We start from the raw sequence: 19,526 nt of genomic DNA, 5'->3' as shown, positions 1-19,526 counted from the left end.
CACAAGGAGCGACCAAAAGGTTATTAATCGGCAAGTACCACTATCGCAACCACAGTCTCAGTTCTTTCATAGGTTTCGACTGTTGAAATAATCGGTCATCTCAAATTTATCCTAAGCACCTAGCTCGCTAACATTACGCTTCTTTTGTATGCCCCCTCTATCTGTAAGAAATATCTATGAAGCAAAAAGGATTCTCCTTAACCGAAGTTACTGTAGCGCTTATTCTCTTAGCCATAATAAGTTTGTTTTCAGCACCACAAATCATGCAGAAGCAACGTCAAGATCGACTCAACAGCTTGGAATCTTTTATCGAAAAATTTCATGACATCAACCAGGAGATGATGACACACGCTAAGAGTCAAGGTGTCGCAGAAATGCCGTTAGCAAAACTGTCAGAACTGAACATTTATGTCAGATTGGGAACGCTAGCGTTGGATGACTTCAATGTAGAGAAAGCGATGGGCGTGCAAGGGTTGAACCTTGCCAATATCGGACCGACCGAGAAACCGTCATTACTTATTTACTTAGGCAAGGAAAAGTCACCTGAACAGATAAAAGAGTCAGGTTGTTTCCTCAGTATCAGCCGCCCATCTCACGGCGCTACGAGTCTAACTGCAACTACGAATAAGTTAACCATCACAAAGTTTTACGACTATTGCTAGAGCTCCATTTTAGAGAGATTAGATTACTACGAAATCTTATTCTTCAATCGGCGTATGCTAGCTAATGTCTTATATACCCTTAAGGTTTTATTATGATCGTCGTGAAAAAAGCAGGTGTCTCTGATGTCAAAAAGGTCTCTCCTCTTTACCTAAAATATCTTGAGTTTTATCAAGTCGATGTTTCAGGTAAAGACCCAGAGTCTTTTATCAAAGCTCGTATTGAGAATGAAGAATCAGTCGTGTACTACGCAACGGATGAAAGTGGGCGGACGCTCGGTTTTGCGCAGCTTTATCCACTCTTTTGTTCGCTAGAAATGCGTAAGATTTGGCTTCTGTACGATTTGTATGTGGATTCATCACAGAGAAAACGAGGGATTGGTGAACGCTTATTGGAACAAGCGGACCAACTGGCAAAAGAGACCGACTCTGCCTTTGTTATGTTAAGCACTGGTATTGATAATAAAACCGCACAATCCGTGTATGAAAAACACGGTTACGTACGAGATGTCGAGTTTTATAACTATGTTCACATGCTTAAGTAATCAAACGAGCACATGAGCAAAGAGCGAAAAGCCGAGTTAATACTCGGCTTTTAATGATCAACTTACACCACTTTGTACTTGCTGATAGACAATCAAAAATAAACCTGCAAATACCGCTACTGTCAGTAAAACCTTTAACCAGAGAAACTTCATTTTTATCTACTCTTCTGGCGCGTATTGGTCAAAAACTTCTTGAGCTGTCATTTTCTTGCTGTGTGGTTGCAGATCATAGTATGCGGGCTTCTCATCAGTGAAGATCTCTAAGCTTAATTTGAAATCTGGCTCATTAAATAATCCCGCAGAAAGAATATATTCATCTGTTGCCAACAAGTGGTAATAGATATTCGTGCCGCATTCACCACAAAAACCTCGTACTGCCCATTGGGATGATTGATAGCGTTTAGGCTCAGCACCGTTAAATGTCACACCGGGACCACAATGCACCGCATGCAGAGGCCCACTTGACCACTTTCGACACATATCGCAATGACAAAAGCTCACTTCATTGTGTTGAGGTGCGGTCACTTCAATAGCGCCACATAAACATGTTCCTTTCATCTCTATTCCTCCCTATTCAACCTCCATCATTATGGCGGTTTTAGACACTCCATTGATGTGACCAACCTAGTCTTTCACCACATTCTTTGATGAGTATATTTGCGTGAACTTTATGAACAAAACGTCGTTTATGCTCAATATTCTCTTTATCTACGCATTAGAGACATCACGTTAACACCTTATTAACCTTTAACTCATCACTAGCGAGTCACCCTACCTTGCTAGGAGAACAAATAATAAGACTCTTCAAAACAAGAGAGTCACCAACATAAGGAACGTGAAACATGTTAAAGGTACTCAAACCAACGCTCGCCGCATCCATCATTGCAGCCTCATTTTCTTTCCACGCTTTTGCTGCTGATGTTGAAAAAATCCACTTTCTAATCCCTGGTGGTGCTGGTGGTGGCTGGGATATGACGGCTCGTGGTACAGGTGATGTACTGGTTAAATCCGACATCGTTGAAAATGTCTCTTTCCAAAACCTCTCTGGTGGCGGTGGTGGTAAAGCCATTGCACACCTCATCGAAACCGCTGAGCGCCAACCTGATACGTTGATGGTGAACTCAACCCCAATCGTTGTTCGTTCACTGACGGGTATCTTCCCGCAATCTTTTCGAGATCTCACGCCAGTAGCTGCGACGATTGCTGATTACGGCGCTATCGTGACTTCCGCGGATTCGAAGTACAACACATGGGAAGATGTGGTCAAAGATTTCGAATCTAACCCACGTAAAGTAAAAATCGCCGGCGGTTCTGCTCGTGGCTCGATGGATCACCTTGTCGTCGCAGCTGCATTTAAAGGCGAAGGTTTTGACGCGCGTAAAGTTCGCTACATCGCGTATGACGCTGGCGGCAAAGCAATGGCAGCGCTTCTGTCTGGCGAAACACAATTGCTTTCAACCGGTCTTGGCGAAGTATTAGAGATGTCGAAATCTGGTCAGGTAAAAGTACTGGCGATTACGGCACCAAAACGTCTAGACGCTGCACCAAACATCCCTACCCTGAAAGAATATGGCAATGAGACTGTGTTCGCGAACTGGCGTGGCTTCTTTGCCGCTCCTGGCACAAGCCAAGCCAAGCTCGACGAATGGAACGCAGCTCTGACCAAAATGTACAAAACGGACGAATGGCAAGTTGTTCGTGACCGCAATGGTTGGATTGACAACTACAAAGCGGATAAAGAGTTCTTCGCGTTCCTAGAAGAGCAAGAGCAGCAAATGGGCGATCTAATGCGCGAATTAGGTTTCCTTAAAAAGTAATAACTCCCATCCGAGTTTGTGGGGTTAGCTATCCCTAGCCCCGTTGTATTTGCACTCTAATTTCACCGTATATGGGCATTGTCGATATTCGACAAGTAAAAACTCCTTTGTTTATTGATTGGTAAACACTAAGTAACTCGACTAGCAGCGATGCGCTTAATTGTTAATGACTTGGTCCTTCTTCATTAACGCCCATATACGGTCTTTTCCTGTTGTTCTAGGAGTTGGATATGTCTCATTCAACCAATATTTTTACCAAAGAGAACTTGCTGTGCCGCGATCGTGTTGGCGCGATGATCTTTTTGTTGTTTTGCCTATGCTATGGCTACCAAACTACGCAAATCCCTCTCTTTCCCGGGGATGAATACGAACCCTTCACGGCTCGCACTTTACCGACCATTCTGACCTACGTCGGGATTGGTTTAGCGCTAATGCTATTGGTCACTGGTCAGCCCGATAAACAAAGCGGCGCTGTGATGTCATTCAACTGGAAATTGCTTATCGCCTTTTTAGTTTTGATGGCGCTTTATGGTCTGGGTTTGACTTACATCGGCTTTGTATTAGCGACAGGATTCTTCCTGCTTGCGGGCTTTTACCTTCTTGGCGAACGACGTAAATCGGTGTTGTTTGGAGCCTCATTCCCGTTCGTTATCGCGTTTTACTTGTTGCTCACTCAAGGTCTGGATATCTACCTTGAGCCTGGTCTGATTTTCACCATCTGGTAGTCAAAAGAAAGGACTGAATTATGTTAGATGGAATTCTACAAGGTTTATCCACCGCCGTGATGCCAATGAACATCATGATGGTGATTGTTGGCTGTTTTGTTGGTACGTTTATCGGCATGCTACCGGGGCTTGGTCCTATTTCTGCCATCGCTCTGATGATTCCTATCACCTATGGTTTGGATCCATCTTCGGGTCTGATTCTGATGGCAGGTGTTTACTATGGTGCGGTATTTGGTGGTTCAACTTCCTCTATTCTTATCAACGCACCGGGTTGTTCTTCAACCGTAGTTACCGCGTTTGATGGCTACCCAATGGCGCAGAAAGGACAAGCAGGTAAAGCGCTTGCACTGGCGGCTTACTCTTCTTTCACTGGTGGCACGCTTTCAGCAATAATGCTACTTGTGGCGGCACCAGCATTGGCTAACGTCTCGTTAAGCTTCCAATCTTCTGACTACTTTGCGCTAATGCTTCTTGGCTTATCCGCAGTGGCTGCGTTCGCTGGCAAAGGACAAGTAATAAAAGCATGGATGATGACCATTCTAGGCTTGATGTTGTCTACAGTCGGCATTGATAAAGGCGTCGGTGTCGAACGCTTCACCTTTGGCCTAACGGATTTGATGGATGGCTTTAGCTTCCTATTGTTGGCGATGGCGACCTTTGCGCTTGGTGAAACGTTGATGGGTATTTTGAAGCCTTCTGAAGATACGCGTGATGAGGAACAAGATAAGCTGAGCAACATTGGCTCGATGAAAGTCACCAAGGAAGAAATCAAAGAAGTAGCGCCTGTTTCTATTCGCTCTTCAATCCTTGGCTTCTTTACAGGTGTTCTTCCGGGCGCAGGTGCAACCATCGCCGCCTTCTTAAGTTACGGCATGGAACGTAACCTTGCTCCAAAGGATAAAAAAGAGCAGTTTGGTAAAGGCAGCATCCGAGGTTTGGTCGCTCCGGAGTCAGCGAACAACGCGGCATCAAGTGGTTCTTTCGTTCCTCTTTTGACTCTTGGTATTCCGGGCTCTGGTACAACCGCAATCATGCTAGGAGCATTAATCGCTTACGGTATTCAACCAGGTCCTCGTCTGTTTGTTGAACATCCAGATGTGTTCTGGTCGGTAATTATCTCCATGTACTTCGGCAACATTGTGTTGGTTATTCTTAACCTACCGCTGATCCCATACATCTCAAAGCTGTTGGCAGTACCAAGAACCGTGTTGTTGCCGATGATTCTGTTCTTCTCCATTACGGGTGTGTATCTGGTTTCTTTCAACACCATGGACGTGTTTGTGATGTTACTTGTGGCAATGGCTGCCATCGCACTAAGGTTAGCAAACTTCCCTCTCGCACCGCTGTTGCTTGGCTTTATCCTTGGTGGATTAATGGAAGAGAACCTTCGTCGTGCATTGATGATTTCCGACGGTGAACTGAGCTTCTTATGGGAACGCCCAATCACACTGACATTCACAGTGCTTGCAGTATTGGTACTTGGCAGCCCACTGTTTGTAAAACTCTTTCAAAAGCTTAAAGCGCAACCAGTGAAAGTTGAGCAATAAGCATTCTATCTCTCCCTCAAGATAGACCTTTGAAACCAAGCCACCCTCTGCGGTGGCTTTTTCTTGGACTAATCGCTACTTTATTTCTTTGGGTGAGTTGCGTAGTGTTAACCGTTCAGAAACAAAAATTATAAGAACAAAAAAGGACTTTTTATGCTGCTGGAATTTGCTCTCTTGTTTGCTGCGGGCGTCGTTGGTGGGATCATGAACTCCGTCGCCGGTGGTGGTAGCTTCATTACCTTCCCTGCATTAATGGCGGTTGGCGTGCCTCCCATCATGGCGAACGCGACGAATACTTATGCTTCTTGCGCAGGTTACATCAGTGGTGCAGTCGGCTTTCGCGAAGAAATCATGAAGAACAAGCAAGAGCTGGCTTTCACTATCTCTTTCAGTTTGATTGGTGGCGCTGTCGGTGCTTATCTTCTGCTGAATACGCCAGAGTCTGTTTTTCTTGAAGCGATTCCATGGCTACTGTTATTCGCAACCGTACTGTTTTTAACTGGCTCACGCATGACTGCGTTGATTAAGTCTATGACCAAAGAGACCAAACACGCCGGCATTTTAGGCGTAATCGCTTTGAGCCTGCTTTTAGTTGGAGTTTCTGCTTACGGTGGTTTCTTTAACGCGGGACTAGGCGTGATCGTGTTGAGTTATTTAGTGGTTGCAGGACACCAAGATATCAACTTAATGAATGGGCTTAAGCTGCTGGTTTCGACCTGTGTTTCTCTGATTGCCATCGTAATTTTTGTTGCTAACGGTTCGATCGATTGGACCAAAGGCAGCGTTGTAATGGTTGGCACATTAGTTGGCGGCTACTTGGCAGCGCGAGTATCTCGCCAGTTGAATCCTAGTCATGTAAAAGGCTTCGTTGCCCTCTCTTCTATCGCGATTACCATTTACTTCTTCTTAGATGTATATGCCTAACTCAATACCACGATATAACCAAAGCCAAGCACTCATTGCTCACAAACAAAAACGCCATCGCAAACTACGATGGCGTTTTTATTAGTTTTAAGTGAAATTACTTAATCAAACCCACTTCTTTGTAGTACTTCTCAGCACCTGGATGAAGCGGCGCAGATAGACCATCTTTCACCATTTCTTCTTTCTTCAAGTTGGCGAATGCTGGGTGTAGACGGCGGAAATCATCAAAGTTTTCGAATACCGCTTTCACTACGTTGTAAACTACTTCGTCTGGCACGGCCGTTGAAGAAACAAACGTCGCACCTACACCAAAGGTTTGTACATCGCTTTCTGAACCGCGGTACATGCCACCCGGTACGTTTGCGATACGGTAGAAGCTGTTATCAGAAACCAACTTCTCAACTTGTGGACCGGCTACCGTTACGATATTGCTGTCACACGAGGTAGTTGCTTCTTTAATCGCACCACTTGGGTGACCGACTGTGTAAACCATCGCATCGATCTTGTTATCACACAGTGCTTTTGACTGTTCTGATGCTTTTAGTTCAGATACCAGCTTGAAATCATCATTCGTCCAACCGTACTCTTTCATTAGCACTTCCATGGTGCCGCGCTGACCAGAACCAGGGTTACCAATGTTCACTCGTTTGCCTTTTAGGTCATCAAACGTGTTGATGTTAGCGTCTTTACGAGCCACAACGGTGAACGGTTCTGGGTGTACAGAGAACACCGCACGAAGCTCTTTGAATGGTCCTTTATCTTCAAACTTGCTCGTACCGTTATAAGCATGGTATTGCCAGTCCGACTGCGCGATACCTAAATCCAACTCACCTGCGCGAATGGTATTGATGTTGTAGATAGAACCACCGGTACTTTCTACTGAACAACGGATGCCATGATCAGCACGTGATTTGTTCACCAAACGACAAATTGCACCACCCGTCGGGTAGTACACGCCAGTTACACCGCCCGTACCAATGGTTACGAACGTATCTTTAGCAGAAACTGAAAAACTTGTACTTAGTGCAGCCAGAGAAGCCGCGACAGCAATTTGCTTGAGCTTTAACATTGAACGTCCTTATTTTTTCCTTTGTTTATGGCTTGGTAAGTATAGCAATCGTTAACAAACTGATAACGTTTAAGATCACATCCTGAGAATTATCACCACGCAGCAAAAGGCATTGATCGGTAAGCAATTATGAACCGTGTTCGACTTTAGTTTTAGCCCAACCAAAAAGCCCGCAGAATTTAACTGCGGGCTGTCCGGAATTTCAATAGTACTTAGTCGGTCGCTAGGGTTCTCTCCTCGCTGCTGTCATTGACGGCGGATGCACTTTCATTTCCTTTCCTGTGTGTCCATAGGTAAATGGATGGGATCACGGTAAGCGTGACGATCATCGAGATCACGCAGCCCCAACCAACCACCAGCGCCATCGGTGACATGTAGTTATCGTAACCACCCAAGCCGTACGCAAGCGGGATAAGACCTGCAACGGTTGTGATTGTGGTTAAGGTGATTGGTCTCACTCGGCTTTGCGTTCCACGAATTACAAACTCCAGCAAGTTGGTATCGTTACATTCCGCTTCGTGTTCTTTGAAGTGCCAAATCAGCACCAAGCTGTTGTTTACCATAATACCAATCAAGGCAATCATCCCGATGATGGAGAAAAAGCTCAGCACCTGATTATGTAAGAACAGAATAAACAGCGCACCAGCGATGCCAAAAGGAATCACCGTCAACACAATTAAGGTTTCGCGCATTCGGTCAAAAAGAAGAATCAGAAGCAACGCAATGCCAATAAACGCCACACTAATCGCGATGACAAAGCCTTGCTGCGCTTCTTGTGTTTCTAAGATCTGCCCTGTCGCAATAATAGAGGCACCGCCGTATTCTTTATTGGCAAAGGCTTCTTGAACCGCAGCAAAAACGGCAACCGGATCAGTCACGGTCGAATCGACACCTGACGAGACACGAATCACTCGCTCTCCATTAAAGTGTTTGATTTGTGCTTCTGCATCGGCATTTCTCCATCGAACCAGCTCACTTAATGGCACCAGCTTGTTATTGCTGGCGCGAACCAAAATGTTATCCAGTTCTTTTAAGGATTTGTCGTCTTCTTCTAAAGCGACTCGGAAGTACACTTCTTCTTCACCATTAAAGATCCGCGTCACGCGTTGACCGTCAATCGCAAACTTAATGATATCCCCGACTTTGTTGGCACTGATGCCGTAGTACTTGAGCCAGTGATGTTGCAGCTCAGCTTGAATCTGTGGTGCTGGTGCATTTAAATCACGTCGTACTCGGCTCGTCCCTTCCAATGATTCAATGTACGCCGTCAAATCATTAGCAAGCTTTTCTCGCCCTTCATCCGTACCGCCAACGACACGCAAGTCCACTGGACGTCCTACCGGAGGACCGCCGCCATCAATATCGAACTCAATTTGAGCCAACCCTGTAATTTGCGTTGCTTTCTCTTCCCACTCTTCGACGATTTGCTCTGCGGTTCTTGTTCGGCTGTTTGGTGGTGTTAATGAAATCACCCAATAGCTATTTGGTGAGCTCACTTCGCCGTACCAATAATTCACCTCTTCAGTGCTTTTGATCAGCGCTTCGAGATGTTGTGTTTCTTTCCAGACGTCATCCAAATCTAACTCTGGATTCGATTCAGCACTGATTTCTATCAAATACGCGCCGTCTGTTGGGAAGAACAAGAAGCTCAAACTCTTATATGAAATCGCTCCTAAAGTCAGAATCACTACGGTAATACATGGCAGCGCTACTTTGCTGTTTCGAATGACAAGTTCAATTAAACGATTCAGTGCGCTTAAATCTAAAAATGGCTTTTTCTTTACCTGACTCTTCTTACTCAAAATGCCTTTTAAATGGGCAGGAATAAAGAACAGCGCGTCGATAAACGAAAAGCACAACGCAATAATGACCGTAAGCGGAATTACATAAACCAATTTACCGCTGTTTCCCGGTAAGAAGAGCAAAGGTATGAAGGCAATCATGGTCGATAAAATGCTTGCTAGGACCGCTGGGAATACACTCTTCACACCTTGCGAGACCGCCTTATCAACTGGATAACCTTCTTCAACTAGTGCCACGATTTTATCGCTCACCACCACGGCATCATCGACAATAATTCCGACAATCAAAATTAAGGCGGACATAGTGAACACATCCAGAATCTGCCCGAAAGGAGGCAGCAAAGCCAGCGTGCCGAAGATACATACGGGAATAGAAACCGCGACCCAAAATGCAATGCGTCTATCAAGGAAAAGCGCCAACGTGATCAGCACCAAGCCAAGTCCAACCAAGCCGTTGTCTTGCACTATGCGCGCTTTCTCTTGGATGTCTTCAGACAAATCAGAACCGATGGCGATAGTGTATTTGTCACCGAGCAGTTTTTGCTGATTTGCAACCAGAGCTTTCACCGCGTTAGAAGTGCTAATAACGTCCGCGCTTTCATTAGTTCTTAAGTCAAAAAGAATACTCTTATTACCGTTGATTGAGCCATAAACCTCGCCTTTTTCAAACCCATCCTCAATGAGACCTGCAACGTCTTTAAGTTGAATATTCGGGCTGAATGAGATGAACATTTCACGCAGCTCTTCAATGCTATCCAGTTCGGCAGAGGTCATCAGTTCTGGGTTGTTCTTTAACGTTTCCAGACGACCACCACTGATCAGCGTATTACGCTCTGCAATCAATGCCGCCACTTGATCCAACGTTAAGCCATAACGTCTCAAAGAAATCGGTTCGAGTTGGATTAAGAACTCTGGCGCACGCAAATCGACGGTGTAAACTTCACCAATCCCCTCAACACGCCGCAAAGCCAACTCTAGGTCTTTGGCTTTATCTCGCAGTGCTTTATAACCAACATCACCAGAAATACCGACCACCATGAAATCCAAGCTGTACGATTTTTTGATCGACAGCGTTGGCGCTTCGGTCACACCAGCGGGTAAATCCGTTACCCTTGCCAGTGCATCTCGAATGTCTTGGTAAACCGTATTCGGATCAGAGACATTGCTATCCAACACCACACTGATGTTTGACACGCCCGTTTCCGACGTAGAGGTAAACTCTTTCAATCCAGAAATAGACAGCAATTCTTTCTCAATTTTACTGGTGATGTTGCTTTCAATATCTTTCGCACTGGCACCAGGATAAACCGTGACGATATCGCCTTTTCCTAAGTCAAATCGAGGCTTCTCAGCAAGGGGAAGATTGTAGGCAGTAAGGGCACCAATGCTGATGATCAAAATGGTCAGGATTTTAGACGCAAACTTTCGTTGAGAGAGCAAATCTAAGAAGAAATTCACAGTGCCTCCTGATCATTGAAATACACGTACGATTCCATTCCCGGATTAAGCTTGCCGTTAGCGTTTTCTACCGTCACTTCAACAAGGAAGCCCGGCTCACTGTTTTGGAAAGCAGGAGAAAGCAAAGTGATGGTGCCATCCAGCGTTTGCTCAACGGAAGGCACTTCGACCTTAACCTTCTCGCCTTTACTGAACTTGTTGAAATCAATCTCTAACAGGTGAAAACGTACTTTCAATCGTTCCATATCTGCAATGGTAAAGAGCGCATCACCCACCGAAACAAACTGCCCTAACTCAACAGAGCGATTAGTAATCACCCCATCAAAAGGTGCATCCGGAGAGGCTTTATCCAGCGTTCGTGCGGCGATTTTGTAGTGTGTATTACTTACGTTGAATTGAGCTCGACCAATGTTGGTTACACGAATTTGGTTGTCCACGTCACTTGCCGAGACGCCATTACTGGTCAGCAAGGATTGATAACGCTTTAATTGCTTTTCTTGAATATCTAACTCGGCACGACTCACCTCTAACTCGTTACGGGCTAAGTCCAAACTCAATGCATAGTCTTCTGAGGACAGAGACAATAGCTCCTGCCCTTGAGTCACAGAGTCACCGTTATCATAACGATAAGAATCCACCACGCCGACGACTTCACTTTTTACCACAACACTTTTTTCAGGAATCAGTTGACCAACAACGTAATCGCTCGCTGCATGAGCAGCGCTTGATAAAAGAAATAAAGGAATTAGTACGGATCTTTTTTTCATTTAGTTATCTCATTTCCGATGAACCAAATGACTTGTGTAACCGTTCCTCCGACAAGTCACCACTGACAGGAACACACAAGCCTTTAGTGTTTACTAAGGCATTAACCAGAAGTACAGCAAACGATTAACGCTCTTATTTATTGATGCTTGATATATAAATTATCAGTGGAGGTGTGGAAAAAAAGTGAGTCCTGAATGAAGCGTTTAACTACTTAAATCGAGGGAGTCCTTTCTGATTTGTTAGTACTTCGTTCAATCAAAACCGTTGCAGGTCTATCGAGAGAAACTAGCCATGATTTGATATATACCCAAGTAACCTCGAGATGCTTGGTTCAGCGAGAATGACTTGGTTTGAAGGCGAGGCAACAATTTGAAGATCTAGTGGTTCTAAATCGAAAATTGTTAACGAAGCATGCGAACCAAGGCAACTCGCCCTTCGGGAGCGTGTCACTGAAGCAATTTCATCGTCAAACAACTTGGAAATAGCTTGCTATTCCGCTTCGTTGTTTTCCTTGAACTTGAATCAGTGACGACGCTCTGAATCTAGCATCTTGAAGTCACTTGGGTATACCTCTATAACCTCGCGATGCTTGGCTATAAAAAAAGAGACAAGCCGATCGACTTGTCTCTTTCTCATTTCATCATATTGTATTTATACCCAGGTCACTCCTAGATACTTAGGTATAGCGCATCAATCTCTGAGCCATTGATGATCTTCACCACCATCTTTCTTATTGAAAAATACAGAGTGCTGCTGTTTGAACTGATCCGCTTTTATCTCTGAAATCGGCCACAATGTAAAATCTTCACGAATAAAGCTATCGTCAATACCAAACTCAAGCGTTCTTAGCTTATTGCCGATAAATCGATAGATGTACGTTTCACCGGTCTTCTCGCACACCATTGGTACATGCGACATCGGCTGACCATTGACTGAAACTGACACCCATTTACTGCTCTTTGGCTCACAAGACGCTTGATTTACTACATCAATTTCGAACTTGTTGTCTAAGGTCGTACCGACAAAGACGACGGTGGAATCTTGCAAATAGACGCGCCTTAATAAAAGCTGTTTAGTATCTTGAGTACGTGTGGTTTGAATACCATTAGAAAATGGTTCGAAGTAAGACCAATGCCAGTTCCATTGCATGCCTTTTTCAACAAAGTGAAGTTGAGGTATGGTTTTCCAAGCCACAATACCAGCAAGCGCCGCAATAAAAGCGATCAGGATAATTAGAATTCGAACAAGTGAGTGCATTAGACTGGTTTTTCTACAAGTAATTTAACACCAAGTGCAACCAGTACCGCTCCAGTTGCCCCTTCCATCCATTTCATAAAACTTGCATTTTTTAACAAGCTTTTCGCGGAATTTAATGCACTAGCCAGACCACATTGCCAAACCATCGCAATCATAAAGTGAATAGACGCCATAAGCATAGATTGCATTAATGGAGAACCTTCTGGGTTAACAAACTGAGGTAAGAACGCCAAATAGAACACTGCCGTTTTTGGATTAAGCACATTAGATAAGAAGCCTTCACGGAAAGAGCGTTTACCGCTATACGCTTGGTGGGTCTGTTCAGAGACAGCAATGCCGCCATTCGATTTCATTAACGCTCTCAAACTACTTAATCCAAGCCAGATCAAATAAGCAGCACCCATCATTTTCACCATTTGAAATAGTTCAGCGGATTGAGCTAAAACAGCAGAGATGCCTACAGCAGAGAAAAATGCATGAACAAACAGACCGAAACAAATACCTAAACTTGTCGTACAACCATCTTTAAGACCTGCACGACTGGTGTTACGAATCACCAAAGCGGTGTCCAATCCCGGTGTAAGCGTCAAAATAGTGATGGCAATGAGGAATGCCTCAAAATTCAAAATATCCATATTCTTGTAGTGAGTGATTGTGCATTACCCATCAATACCGTCAATCCACGCAATTCGCAAGCAACTTTTGTGATCAACATCGTTGAAAATCACATAACGTACAAAGCCATACGCATAAAAGCACTTAATAAGCAGACACACAAATGATTTTAAGATGCAGGGCTCAAAACGTTGTCATTGATTCGAGGTCAAGGAAAACAACGTAGCGTCTACAAACCAAGTCATTCTCGCTAAACAAAGCATCTCGAGGTTACTTGAGCATAAGGCCTTTCTTATATAAAGAGAGTTACTACTATTTCTACAACTTTTATAAAAACGATCAACCTCCTTTACTACTCTTCTATTTCCATCAGGAATTATAGTTTATTTCAACAACACAAAATAAACGAAAGTTGGTGTGCAAATGGGATATATGCTTCTTTTTCATTGCTGCCTGATGATCGCAATTTGGTTATTTATATTTGCGCCACTATTTAGTAACGCAAATACCTTAACGATGAATCTTGTTGGCAAATTAGAAGACCGATGTGAGATAAATTTCACGTCAGGTCAGAAAATCGACTTGTCAGACAGCAATATAAAAACACTACCATTGGACATATATTGCAACCAACCACTCGGCGTAAGCGTATATTCAAAAAATGGCGGACTAAAATTGGATAAAAGAGATGATATTCCACCATTCGAGTATTTATTTGAAATCAACATTAACAAAGCAAATATTCATGAAGAAGTAAAAAGCATTGATTTGCTCTCTGAAAAACGCTTTGACAGTTCAGGTGTTATTCCTTTCTCGGCACTAGGAGAAATAAGAATAACACTAGAAGACCGCTTGCTATACGCAGGCTATTACGAAGACGTGATTGAAATTGATGTATTCCCCTCAATTAACAGCGTCATCAACTAGGAGTTCTGTATTCGATACAGAGAAAGGCTAGCTCGGTGGGATTTGGGCTAAACATGTATGTTATCTCTCAAGTTAAAGGAATCTTTTTATGAAAAAACTTACGATTTGTGCAGCGGCTGTTACAGCAATTTTCGGTTCGCAAGTTCACGCAGGTCCGGGTGATGTTCAATTAGTGGGTTATGTTTCTCCAGTATGTGAAGTATCAGGGCTTGCTACTCAATTGCTCGACTTTGGCGATGTAACACAAGAACAAACTGTTTCTATCGATCTGGATATGAAATGTAACGATGTCGATGGTGCAACCGTTTCTTTGACCAGTTCTGAAGGTGGTCTTGAATCGGATGATGACGAAGATTTCGCGCTAACTTATACCGCAACTTTTGCGCCTACAGGTCTTCCATCATTTGATCTAAATGCACCTGGTGGTCCGGGTTTAAACGATGTCTCTAGTGAGCTGTCATACCCAGGTTCTTCGGGTCTAGCATCTGGTGTTGATGCGACATTGACTGTACAAACAACAGAAGTGGCAACATGGGCGGGTGGCTACTCAGATACGCTAACCGTTAACGTGACTTCTAACTAAGTTCCCCTCCGGGAGGCTAAGCGTATAGCCTCCCTTTCTACACAGCCATACCAAGCTGACATTGATGGAGCTCAACATGACTCGATGGATTATCCTAGTCGCAACATTTTTATTTTGTTCTTACGCTAACGCATACAAGGTTGAACCTATGGTTGCTGAGATTGAACCCATAGGCAATCGAGCCCAAATGTCGATGCGTATCGACAATACATCCCGAGTACCCCTAACTGTTGAGCTCTATCCTTTTTCAATGACCATGGATGAGCAAGGTGTAGAAACAACAAAACCCGCAGACGATGAATTGCTCGTTATTCCAGTAACCGCAATCATAGAGCCAGGTCGCTCTCAATCGGTCATGATTCGTTATTTGGGTGATCCTTCAATCTCTGAATCAAAAGCATACCGTGTCTCCATTAAGCAGGTTGAAGTAGCCCGTGGCGAAGAACAAAGCGCTAAGATGGGGTTATTACTTCAATTCAATACACTAATTAATGTTAAGCCCAAAAATACATCGGCAAACTTAGATATAAAAAGTGTCAAACAAAAAGGAAGCAAATGGATTGTTGAAGTAGAGAATAATGGTAATAGTTATGGCAGGCTAACGAATACTAATTGGCATTTAACGGATGGCAGTAATTCTAAATACCTAAAAGGATTAGATATCAGTAAGTTAATCGCAGGCACACTTGTACTTCCTCATTCAACACGATTTTTTGAAATGAAACCATTGAAAGGGTTTGACGTGTCAGATTTGTCGATAGAAATAGAACAGGATAAATAACATGTTCTATCAATCTATAACATGTCTAATCTTGTTATTATTTAGTGGTTTTTGTAATGCAATCATTATTTCACCGACTGTATTTGAATTGAACACAGATAGAAATACAACATCACAGATCATAGTGACAAATAATTCAACAGAAAAAATGCCGCTAGAAGTAAGTATTCATCAGCTAGTATTTAAGAAAAATGGTCAATATGAAACCAAAGCTTTAAATAGCGACGCACTTTTGGTTTTTCCACCAGCAGCAATGTTAGCACCGAACTCAAAGCAAGTATTTCGTATTCAATGGCTTGATCCTTCTGTACAAAAAACATCCTCTAGCTACTTTATACGCTTTACGCAAGCTCATTTAACGGGTGCTAATGGACAAAGTAGAGCTTTGCCTGTGCAGCAGAGCGGAGTCAAAATTAAAGTGCATTATAACGCACTGCTTCATGTGTACTCCAACAACCAACAACCTGACGTCACCTTGGAAGTGTCTGATGCCGGACAATTGGTTATTCGTAATACTGGCGAACGCTTTACCTACTCTCGACTACTGTATTTTGAGCCGTTAACAGCGACAGAAAATTACTCGCTCCAACAACAAGTCGGTGACCAATTTTTGCCACCATTTTCTACCTTCACCCTGCGTTCACGGAAAGCAATCCCAGTAGGAAAATATCATGGAAGAGAGCAATGAGCGTCGGAGCAGTGCTGTTTGGCTCCTATTCATTTTATTAACGATTTTATGTATCGCTCAAATCAACATCAGTTGGGCACGCGAGGTTGTGCTTAATCCAACAGGTCGAGATATCGAGCTATCCTCTCTTTTAAAAATCAGTGACAGCGTCTTGGGTCAGGCACAAGTCACCATTACCGCTGATGACCAGATTCGCTTACCGAAAGACAGTACCATCGCCCTACTTTCGTCATCTGTCGCCGAGTCAGCCTTAGAGAAATTACGAGACGCCCATTCAGAGACCTTATCTCAAGAAGACTTTCGACGTGCCGGGCTTGGGCTTACCTTTGATTTATCCACCCTAGAATGCATCATTTCAGTTCCTAACGAATTGAGCGTCACGCGACAAATATCGTTAGCTGAAGACAATGAACATTTTAATTATTCTGAACCCAGCTTTTTCAGTGGTTATGTTAATGTCACCGCATCGGCGAATGAAACTCAGACCATAGCAGAGCAAAATGACCGACAAAGTATTTACAGTACAAGATTTGAATCGGGCTTAAACGCAGGTTCTGCAAACCTTGAATACGAAGCCACCTTTGAAAATGGCTCGTCTCAAGACTCAGATTATTACCGCCAAGGCACGCGCTTAAACTATGATTTTCCTTCACAAGGAACGCGCCTTGTATTGGGTGATATGTTTAACTCTGGCAAGAGCTTTCAAGATGGTACCGACATCCTCGGAATCGGCATCACACGTGACTTTACTTTAATTCCTACTCGAAACGTGCGCCCTAAAGCCAATCAGTCTTTTACATTGCAACGCACCTCGAATGTCGACGTTGTTATCGATGGCATTGTCGTTCAGAGGCTGACACTGGGCGCAGGCAGCTATAACTTGAGTGATATCCCTCTCGCACAAGGTACTAACGATGTCGAATTGGTGATCACCGACTCTTCTGGGCAAACCGAAAGAATTCAATTTTCTGTCGCAACGGGGAATGACCTTCTTAACAGCGGAGAGTTTGAGTACAGTTTAATGGCGGGCGTGCCGTCAGAGGTCAATAACAACGAGCTCGATTATCAAACCGATCAAAAATTGATACATGGTTATCTTGATGTTGGTGTATTGCCATGGCTTACGCTAGGCGTAAACGGTCAAAAACGTGAAGACCTGTACCAATATGGTGGGACGGCTTTAATTGCAAGCTCACTAGGTGTCACCGAATTGTCCGCCTCTCAAAGCCATCATCCCACTCTCGATTCTGGGCAAGCATTTCGCATCGCTTTCGATGCAGAATTTGATGATGACAACCCTTGGCAACCACAATTAAGTGTTTTCTATGAATACCAATCGGAAAACTTCGCGGGCGTAGAAAGCTACGACACTATCGACTCTCCTCTCAACCAAACCACTCACTATGCCTCGGCGTTTGGTGCGTTTTATATTAATGACGATTTACGTGCAGCCATGACGGTCAATTACCGCTCTGGCACTGAAGATACTGCGAATTATTGGTCAGTTAGCCCTAGCCTGTCCGGTTCGTTCTTCTCGACACCTGCGACATGGAGCGCAAGGGTCAACTATCAGAACAACGACGTCGGTTCAGATGAATGGAATACGTCTCTCACGTTAAGCTGGCCATTAAGCGATTCCACACGATTAGTCAGCCGCTACAACAGTGAGGTCGATCAAGCAGCACTAGACCTCACTTATCAAAATAATGTAGGTAATACTGGGGGCATGTCAGGCTATGCTTCTGTTGTTACCAGCCGAGACAGCGACGCTGACATTGACCTTGGCGTTAACTATTCTGCCAACCGCTTTCAAGTTATCGCTGACCACGCTACGCGTATGGAGAGTTTGAACGAAGATATAAGAAACCACAGTACGCGTGTAGAAGTCAGTAGTGCGATTGCCTTTGCTGGTTCCTCAATCACAGTTGGACGCCCAGTCCGTGAAGCGTTTGCAGTGGTGTCTAAGCACCCAAGCTTGGAAGAAAACAATGTTGATATCGATCCAACTCTAGACGGTGAAAACGCCCGCGTATATAGCCATAGCGCATCCAATGTATTGATACCGGACTTGGTTGCCTACAACCCTCAATTGATCAGTTATGACGTAGAGAACCTACCGCCCGGTTACGATTTAGGTGACGGGGCATTTTGGCTGAATCCTGGCTACAAACGCGGTTACCAACTCAAGATTGGCTCAGATTCTGTGTTAACCGTAATGGGAACATTACTCGATCGACATACTGGCAGCCCTATCCCACTCATTGCTGGCGTGGCGACTTATTTGGGTAGCGAAACCCAACAGCCCATCGAATTCTTTACTAATCGAAATGGCTTGTTTGCAATCTCCGGCTTACGCCCCGGTCAATACCAACTCACACTCGACACAAAAGAAAAACAGACTGTGGTGATCACTTTAGATGAACGCAGCAATGTTTTAATCAGATTAGGAGAGCTTTATGTGGATTAAACCTTTTATCACTCTAATATTGCTTGCTCCCCCAGCATTAGCGGGTTCTCTTTGCTCAATGAGTAACTTAAGTGTCGAACCTGCTTCTACGCAGGCACGCTATGATGTGTTTGCCTCTGGTGCATACACACTCATTTCGACATATCGACTGCGCGCGAATATTGAAGGCGAACAATGCCAAATTCCGGTCAAGTTAGAGATTGATGATGGTGACTCTTTTTTAAAAGGAGAAGCCAATGCCCAGCTAATTTTCGAATGGCAAGGCGGGAACGGTTACCAAAAAGGTAATCAATGGCATGTCGTCTTAACAGAGAATAACACTGATATCACCTTTCAAATACGTTATCCGGCTCAACAATGGCTCGCCTCAGGTATTTATCAAGGCAAGCTCGAAGCGACAGTATTAACCGAACAACTGCTCAATAACGAATATGTTTTACCAGCTGTGACAAATATCGCAGTCACTGTTTTGCCGATGGCCAAAATACAGTTTTATGGTTTGACTCAACAGCATTACGAATTGGATATGGGGATACTCCAATCCAATAAAGTAGTTACATCCGCGCCCAAACTTTGGATTCAAAGTAACGCCGGATATAACTTGGTTTTTGAATCAACAAACCGAGGTGCGCTCCGACACGAATCTGCGGACACCCAATGGGACATTAGCTACGATATGTATCTAGATTCTAAGCAAATTAACCTAGATCAGGCGAGTGCTAGAGTCAGCGAAAATACGCCATCTAAGGGACACGCTAACAACATGAAATTTATCATCGGCGATACGCTAAATAAACCGGGAGGTACCTACAACGATGTGCTCCAGATCTCAATTGAACCTAAGCTTTCGCAACAACCTTAGGCAGTCGCAAAGTTGAAACAGAGAAAAGTGGC

At 44.0% G+C, this 19,526-nt stretch carries 18 protein-coding genes; 12 read left to right on the top strand and 6 right to left on the bottom strand.

Annotated elements, in window-relative coordinates; genetic code table 11:
• Nucleotides 1-176 precede the first annotated feature (176 nt).
• Together NL647_RS13750 and NL647_RS13745 are read left to right on the top strand one after the other, a co-directional pair.
• Nucleotides 177-662: a type II secretion system protein gene (locus NL647_RS13750; RefSeq protein WP_253650278.1), complete on the top strand. Its 486-nt coding sequence runs from the start codon at nucleotides 177-179 to the stop codon at nucleotides 660-662.
• Nucleotides 663-754: 92 nt separating this feature from the next.
• Nucleotides 755-1,204: an N-acetyltransferase gene (locus NL647_RS13745; RefSeq protein ID WP_005451904.1), complete on the top strand. Its 450-nt coding sequence runs from the start codon at nucleotides 755-757 to the stop codon at nucleotides 1,202-1,204.
• Between the two features lie 159 nt (nucleotides 1,205-1,363).
• Here the strand turns inward: NL647_RS13745 and NL647_RS13740 are convergent, their stop codons facing one another.
• The gene (locus tag NL647_RS13740; RefSeq protein WP_005451902.1) at nucleotides 1,364-1,762 is read right to left on the bottom strand and encodes a GFA family protein; all 399 of its coding nucleotides are present in this window, start codon (nucleotides 1,760-1,762) and stop codon (nucleotides 1,364-1,366) included.
• Nucleotides 1,763-2,046: 284 nt separating this feature from the next.
• Between NL647_RS13740 and NL647_RS13735 the strand changes: the two genes are divergently transcribed.
• The 4 genes from NL647_RS13735 to NL647_RS13720 all read left to right on the top strand — a co-directional run bounded on the left by NL647_RS13735 (nucleotide 2,047) and on the right by NL647_RS13720 (nucleotide 6,217).
• A complete protein-coding gene (locus tag NL647_RS13735; RefSeq protein WP_009696966.1) occupies nucleotides 2,047-3,021 on the top strand; it encodes a tripartite tricarboxylate transporter substrate binding protein in 975 nt (324 codons plus the stop codon).
• 230 nt (nucleotides 3,022-3,251) lie between these two features.
• Nucleotides 3,252-3,746, top strand: a complete 495-nt coding sequence (locus tag NL647_RS13730) for a tripartite tricarboxylate transporter TctB family protein (protein WP_005451900.1) — start codon at nucleotides 3,252-3,254, stop codon at nucleotides 3,744-3,746.
• A 20-nt stretch (nucleotides 3,747-3,766) separates the two neighbouring features.
• Complete coding sequence (locus NL647_RS13725; protein WP_005451899.1) at nucleotides 3,767-5,293, top strand: tripartite tricarboxylate transporter permease; 1,527 nt, start codon at nucleotides 3,767-3,769, stop codon at nucleotides 5,291-5,293.
• 153 nt (nucleotides 5,294-5,446) lie between these two features.
• Nucleotides 5,447-6,217: a sulfite exporter TauE/SafE family protein gene (locus NL647_RS13720; RefSeq protein ID WP_114092832.1), complete on the top strand. Its 771-nt coding sequence runs from the start codon at nucleotides 5,447-5,449 to the stop codon at nucleotides 6,215-6,217.
• 97 nt (nucleotides 6,218-6,314) lie between these two features.
• Here the strand turns inward: NL647_RS13720 and NL647_RS13715 are convergent, their stop codons facing one another.
• The 5 genes from NL647_RS13715 to NL647_RS13695 all read right to left on the bottom strand — a co-directional run bounded on the left by NL647_RS13715 (nucleotide 6,315) and on the right by NL647_RS13695 (nucleotide 13,206).
• The gene (locus NL647_RS13715; protein WP_005451897.1) at nucleotides 6,315-7,286 is read right to left on the bottom strand and encodes a TAXI family TRAP transporter solute-binding subunit; all 972 of its coding nucleotides are present in this window, start codon (nucleotides 7,284-7,286) and stop codon (nucleotides 6,315-6,317) included.
• Between the two features lie 212 nt (nucleotides 7,287-7,498).
• The gene (locus tag NL647_RS13710) at nucleotides 7,499-10,546 is read right to left on the bottom strand and encodes an efflux RND transporter permease subunit (RefSeq protein ID WP_253650277.1); all 3,048 of its coding nucleotides are present in this window, start codon (nucleotides 10,544-10,546) and stop codon (nucleotides 7,499-7,501) included.
• Nucleotides 10,543-11,313 carry an efflux RND transporter periplasmic adaptor subunit gene (locus tag NL647_RS13705; protein ID WP_009696971.1) on the bottom strand — a complete coding sequence of 257 codons (771 nt, stop codon included), beginning with the start codon at nucleotides 11,311-11,313 and terminating at the stop codon, nucleotides 10,543-10,545. Before NL647_RS13705 ends, NL647_RS13710 begins: the two co-directional genes overlap by 4 nt.
• A gap of 691 nt (nucleotides 11,314-12,004) precedes the next feature.
• Nucleotides 12,005-12,571, bottom strand: coding sequence for a threonine transporter RhtB (locus NL647_RS13700; RefSeq protein WP_172580579.1), 567 nt, complete (start codon nucleotides 12,569-12,571; stop codon nucleotides 12,005-12,007).
• Nucleotides 12,571-13,206: a LysE family translocator gene (locus NL647_RS13695; protein WP_253650276.1), complete on the bottom strand. Its 636-nt coding sequence runs from the start codon at nucleotides 13,204-13,206 to the stop codon at nucleotides 12,571-12,573. Before NL647_RS13695 ends, NL647_RS13700 begins: the two co-directional genes overlap by 1 nt.
• A 403-nt stretch (nucleotides 13,207-13,609) precedes the next feature.
• Here NL647_RS13695 and NL647_RS13690 point away from each other — a divergent pair, with 403 nt between their 5' ends.
• The 6 genes from NL647_RS13690 to NL647_RS13665 all read left to right on the top strand — a co-directional run bounded on the left by NL647_RS13690 (nucleotide 13,610) and on the right by NL647_RS13665 (nucleotide 19,494).
• Entirely contained in the window at nucleotides 13,610-14,113 is a 504-nt protein-coding gene (locus tag NL647_RS13690) for a hypothetical protein (RefSeq protein WP_223295806.1), read from the top strand.
• A gap of 88 nt (nucleotides 14,114-14,201) precedes the next feature.
• Nucleotides 14,202-14,696, top strand: coding sequence for a hypothetical protein (locus NL647_RS13685; protein ID WP_005451888.1), 495 nt, complete (start codon nucleotides 14,202-14,204; stop codon nucleotides 14,694-14,696).
• A gap of 76 nt (nucleotides 14,697-14,772) precedes the next feature.
• Nucleotides 14,773-15,477: a molecular chaperone gene (locus NL647_RS13680; RefSeq protein WP_005451887.1), complete on the top strand. Its 705-nt coding sequence runs from the start codon at nucleotides 14,773-14,775 to the stop codon at nucleotides 15,475-15,477.
• Nucleotide 15,478: 1 nt separating this feature from the next.
• Complete coding sequence (locus tag NL647_RS13675) at nucleotides 15,479-16,165, top strand: fimbria/pilus periplasmic chaperone (RefSeq protein ID WP_009696975.1); 687 nt, start codon at nucleotides 15,479-15,481, stop codon at nucleotides 16,163-16,165.
• The gene (locus NL647_RS13670; protein ID WP_253650275.1) at nucleotides 16,149-18,632 is read left to right on the top strand and encodes a fimbria/pilus outer membrane usher protein; all 2,484 of its coding nucleotides are present in this window, start codon (nucleotides 16,149-16,151) and stop codon (nucleotides 18,630-18,632) included. The genes NL647_RS13675 and NL647_RS13670 overlap by 17 nt, the downstream gene beginning before the upstream one ends.
• Nucleotides 18,622-19,494 carry a hypothetical protein gene (locus tag NL647_RS13665; protein WP_114321313.1) on the top strand — a complete coding sequence of 291 codons (873 nt, stop codon included), beginning with the start codon at nucleotides 18,622-18,624 and terminating at the stop codon, nucleotides 19,492-19,494. Before NL647_RS13670 ends, NL647_RS13665 begins: the two co-directional genes overlap by 11 nt.
• Nucleotides 19,495-19,526: the final 32 nt, after the last annotated feature.

Origin of the sequence: Vibrio sp. Y29_XK_CS5 (assembly GCF_024181835.1) — a bacterium.
Lineage (GTDB): Bacteria > Pseudomonadota > Gammaproteobacteria > Enterobacterales > Vibrionaceae > Vibrio > Vibrio harveyi.
Note: the sequence above shows the minus strand (reverse complement) of the source record. Positions and strands in the feature narration are given on the sequence as shown.

Coding starts and splice junctions, on each gene's coding strand:
- NL647_RS13750 (WP_253650278.1), top strand. CDS start 177: ATGAAGCAAAAAGGATTCTCCTTAACCGAAGTTACTGTAGCGCTTATT.
- NL647_RS13745 (WP_005451904.1), top strand. CDS start 755: ATGATCGTCGTGAAAAAAGCAGGTGTCTCTGATGTCAAAAAGGTCTCT.
- NL647_RS13740 (WP_005451902.1), bottom strand. CDS start 1,762: ATGAAAGGAACATGTTTATGTGGCGCTATTGAAGTGACCGCACCTCAA.
- NL647_RS13735 (WP_009696966.1), top strand. CDS start 2,047: ATGTTAAAGGTACTCAAACCAACGCTCGCCGCATCCATCATTGCAGCC.
- NL647_RS13730 (WP_005451900.1), top strand. CDS start 3,252: ATGTCTCATTCAACCAATATTTTTACCAAAGAGAACTTGCTGTGCCGC.
- NL647_RS13725 (WP_005451899.1), top strand. CDS start 3,767: ATGTTAGATGGAATTCTACAAGGTTTATCCACCGCCGTGATGCCAATG.
- NL647_RS13720 (WP_114092832.1), top strand. CDS start 5,447: ATGCTGCTGGAATTTGCTCTCTTGTTTGCTGCGGGCGTCGTTGGTGGG.
- NL647_RS13715 (WP_005451897.1), bottom strand. CDS start 7,286: ATGTTAAAGCTCAAGCAAATTGCTGTCGCGGCTTCTCTGGCTGCACTA.
- NL647_RS13705 (WP_009696971.1), bottom strand. CDS start 11,313: ATGAAAAAAAGATCCGTACTAATTCCTTTATTTCTTTTATCAAGCGCT.
- NL647_RS13700 (WP_172580579.1), bottom strand. CDS start 12,571: ATGCACTCACTTGTTCGAATTCTAATTATCCTGATCGCTTTTATTGCG.
- NL647_RS13695 (WP_253650276.1), bottom strand. CDS start 13,206: ATGGATATTTTGAATTTTGAGGCATTCCTCATTGCCATCACTATTTTG.
- NL647_RS13690 (WP_223295806.1), top strand. CDS start 13,610: ATGGGATATATGCTTCTTTTTCATTGCTGCCTGATGATCGCAATTTGG.
- NL647_RS13685 (WP_005451888.1), top strand. CDS start 14,202: ATGAAAAAACTTACGATTTGTGCAGCGGCTGTTACAGCAATTTTCGGT.
- NL647_RS13680 (WP_005451887.1), top strand. CDS start 14,773: ATGACTCGATGGATTATCCTAGTCGCAACATTTTTATTTTGTTCTTAC.
- NL647_RS13675 (WP_009696975.1), top strand. CDS start 15,479: ATGTTCTATCAATCTATAACATGTCTAATCTTGTTATTATTTAGTGGT.
- NL647_RS13670 (WP_253650275.1), top strand. CDS start 16,149: ATGGAAGAGAGCAATGAGCGTCGGAGCAGTGCTGTTTGGCTCCTATTC.
- NL647_RS13665 (WP_114321313.1), top strand. CDS start 18,622: ATGTGGATTAAACCTTTTATCACTCTAATATTGCTTGCTCCCCCAGCA.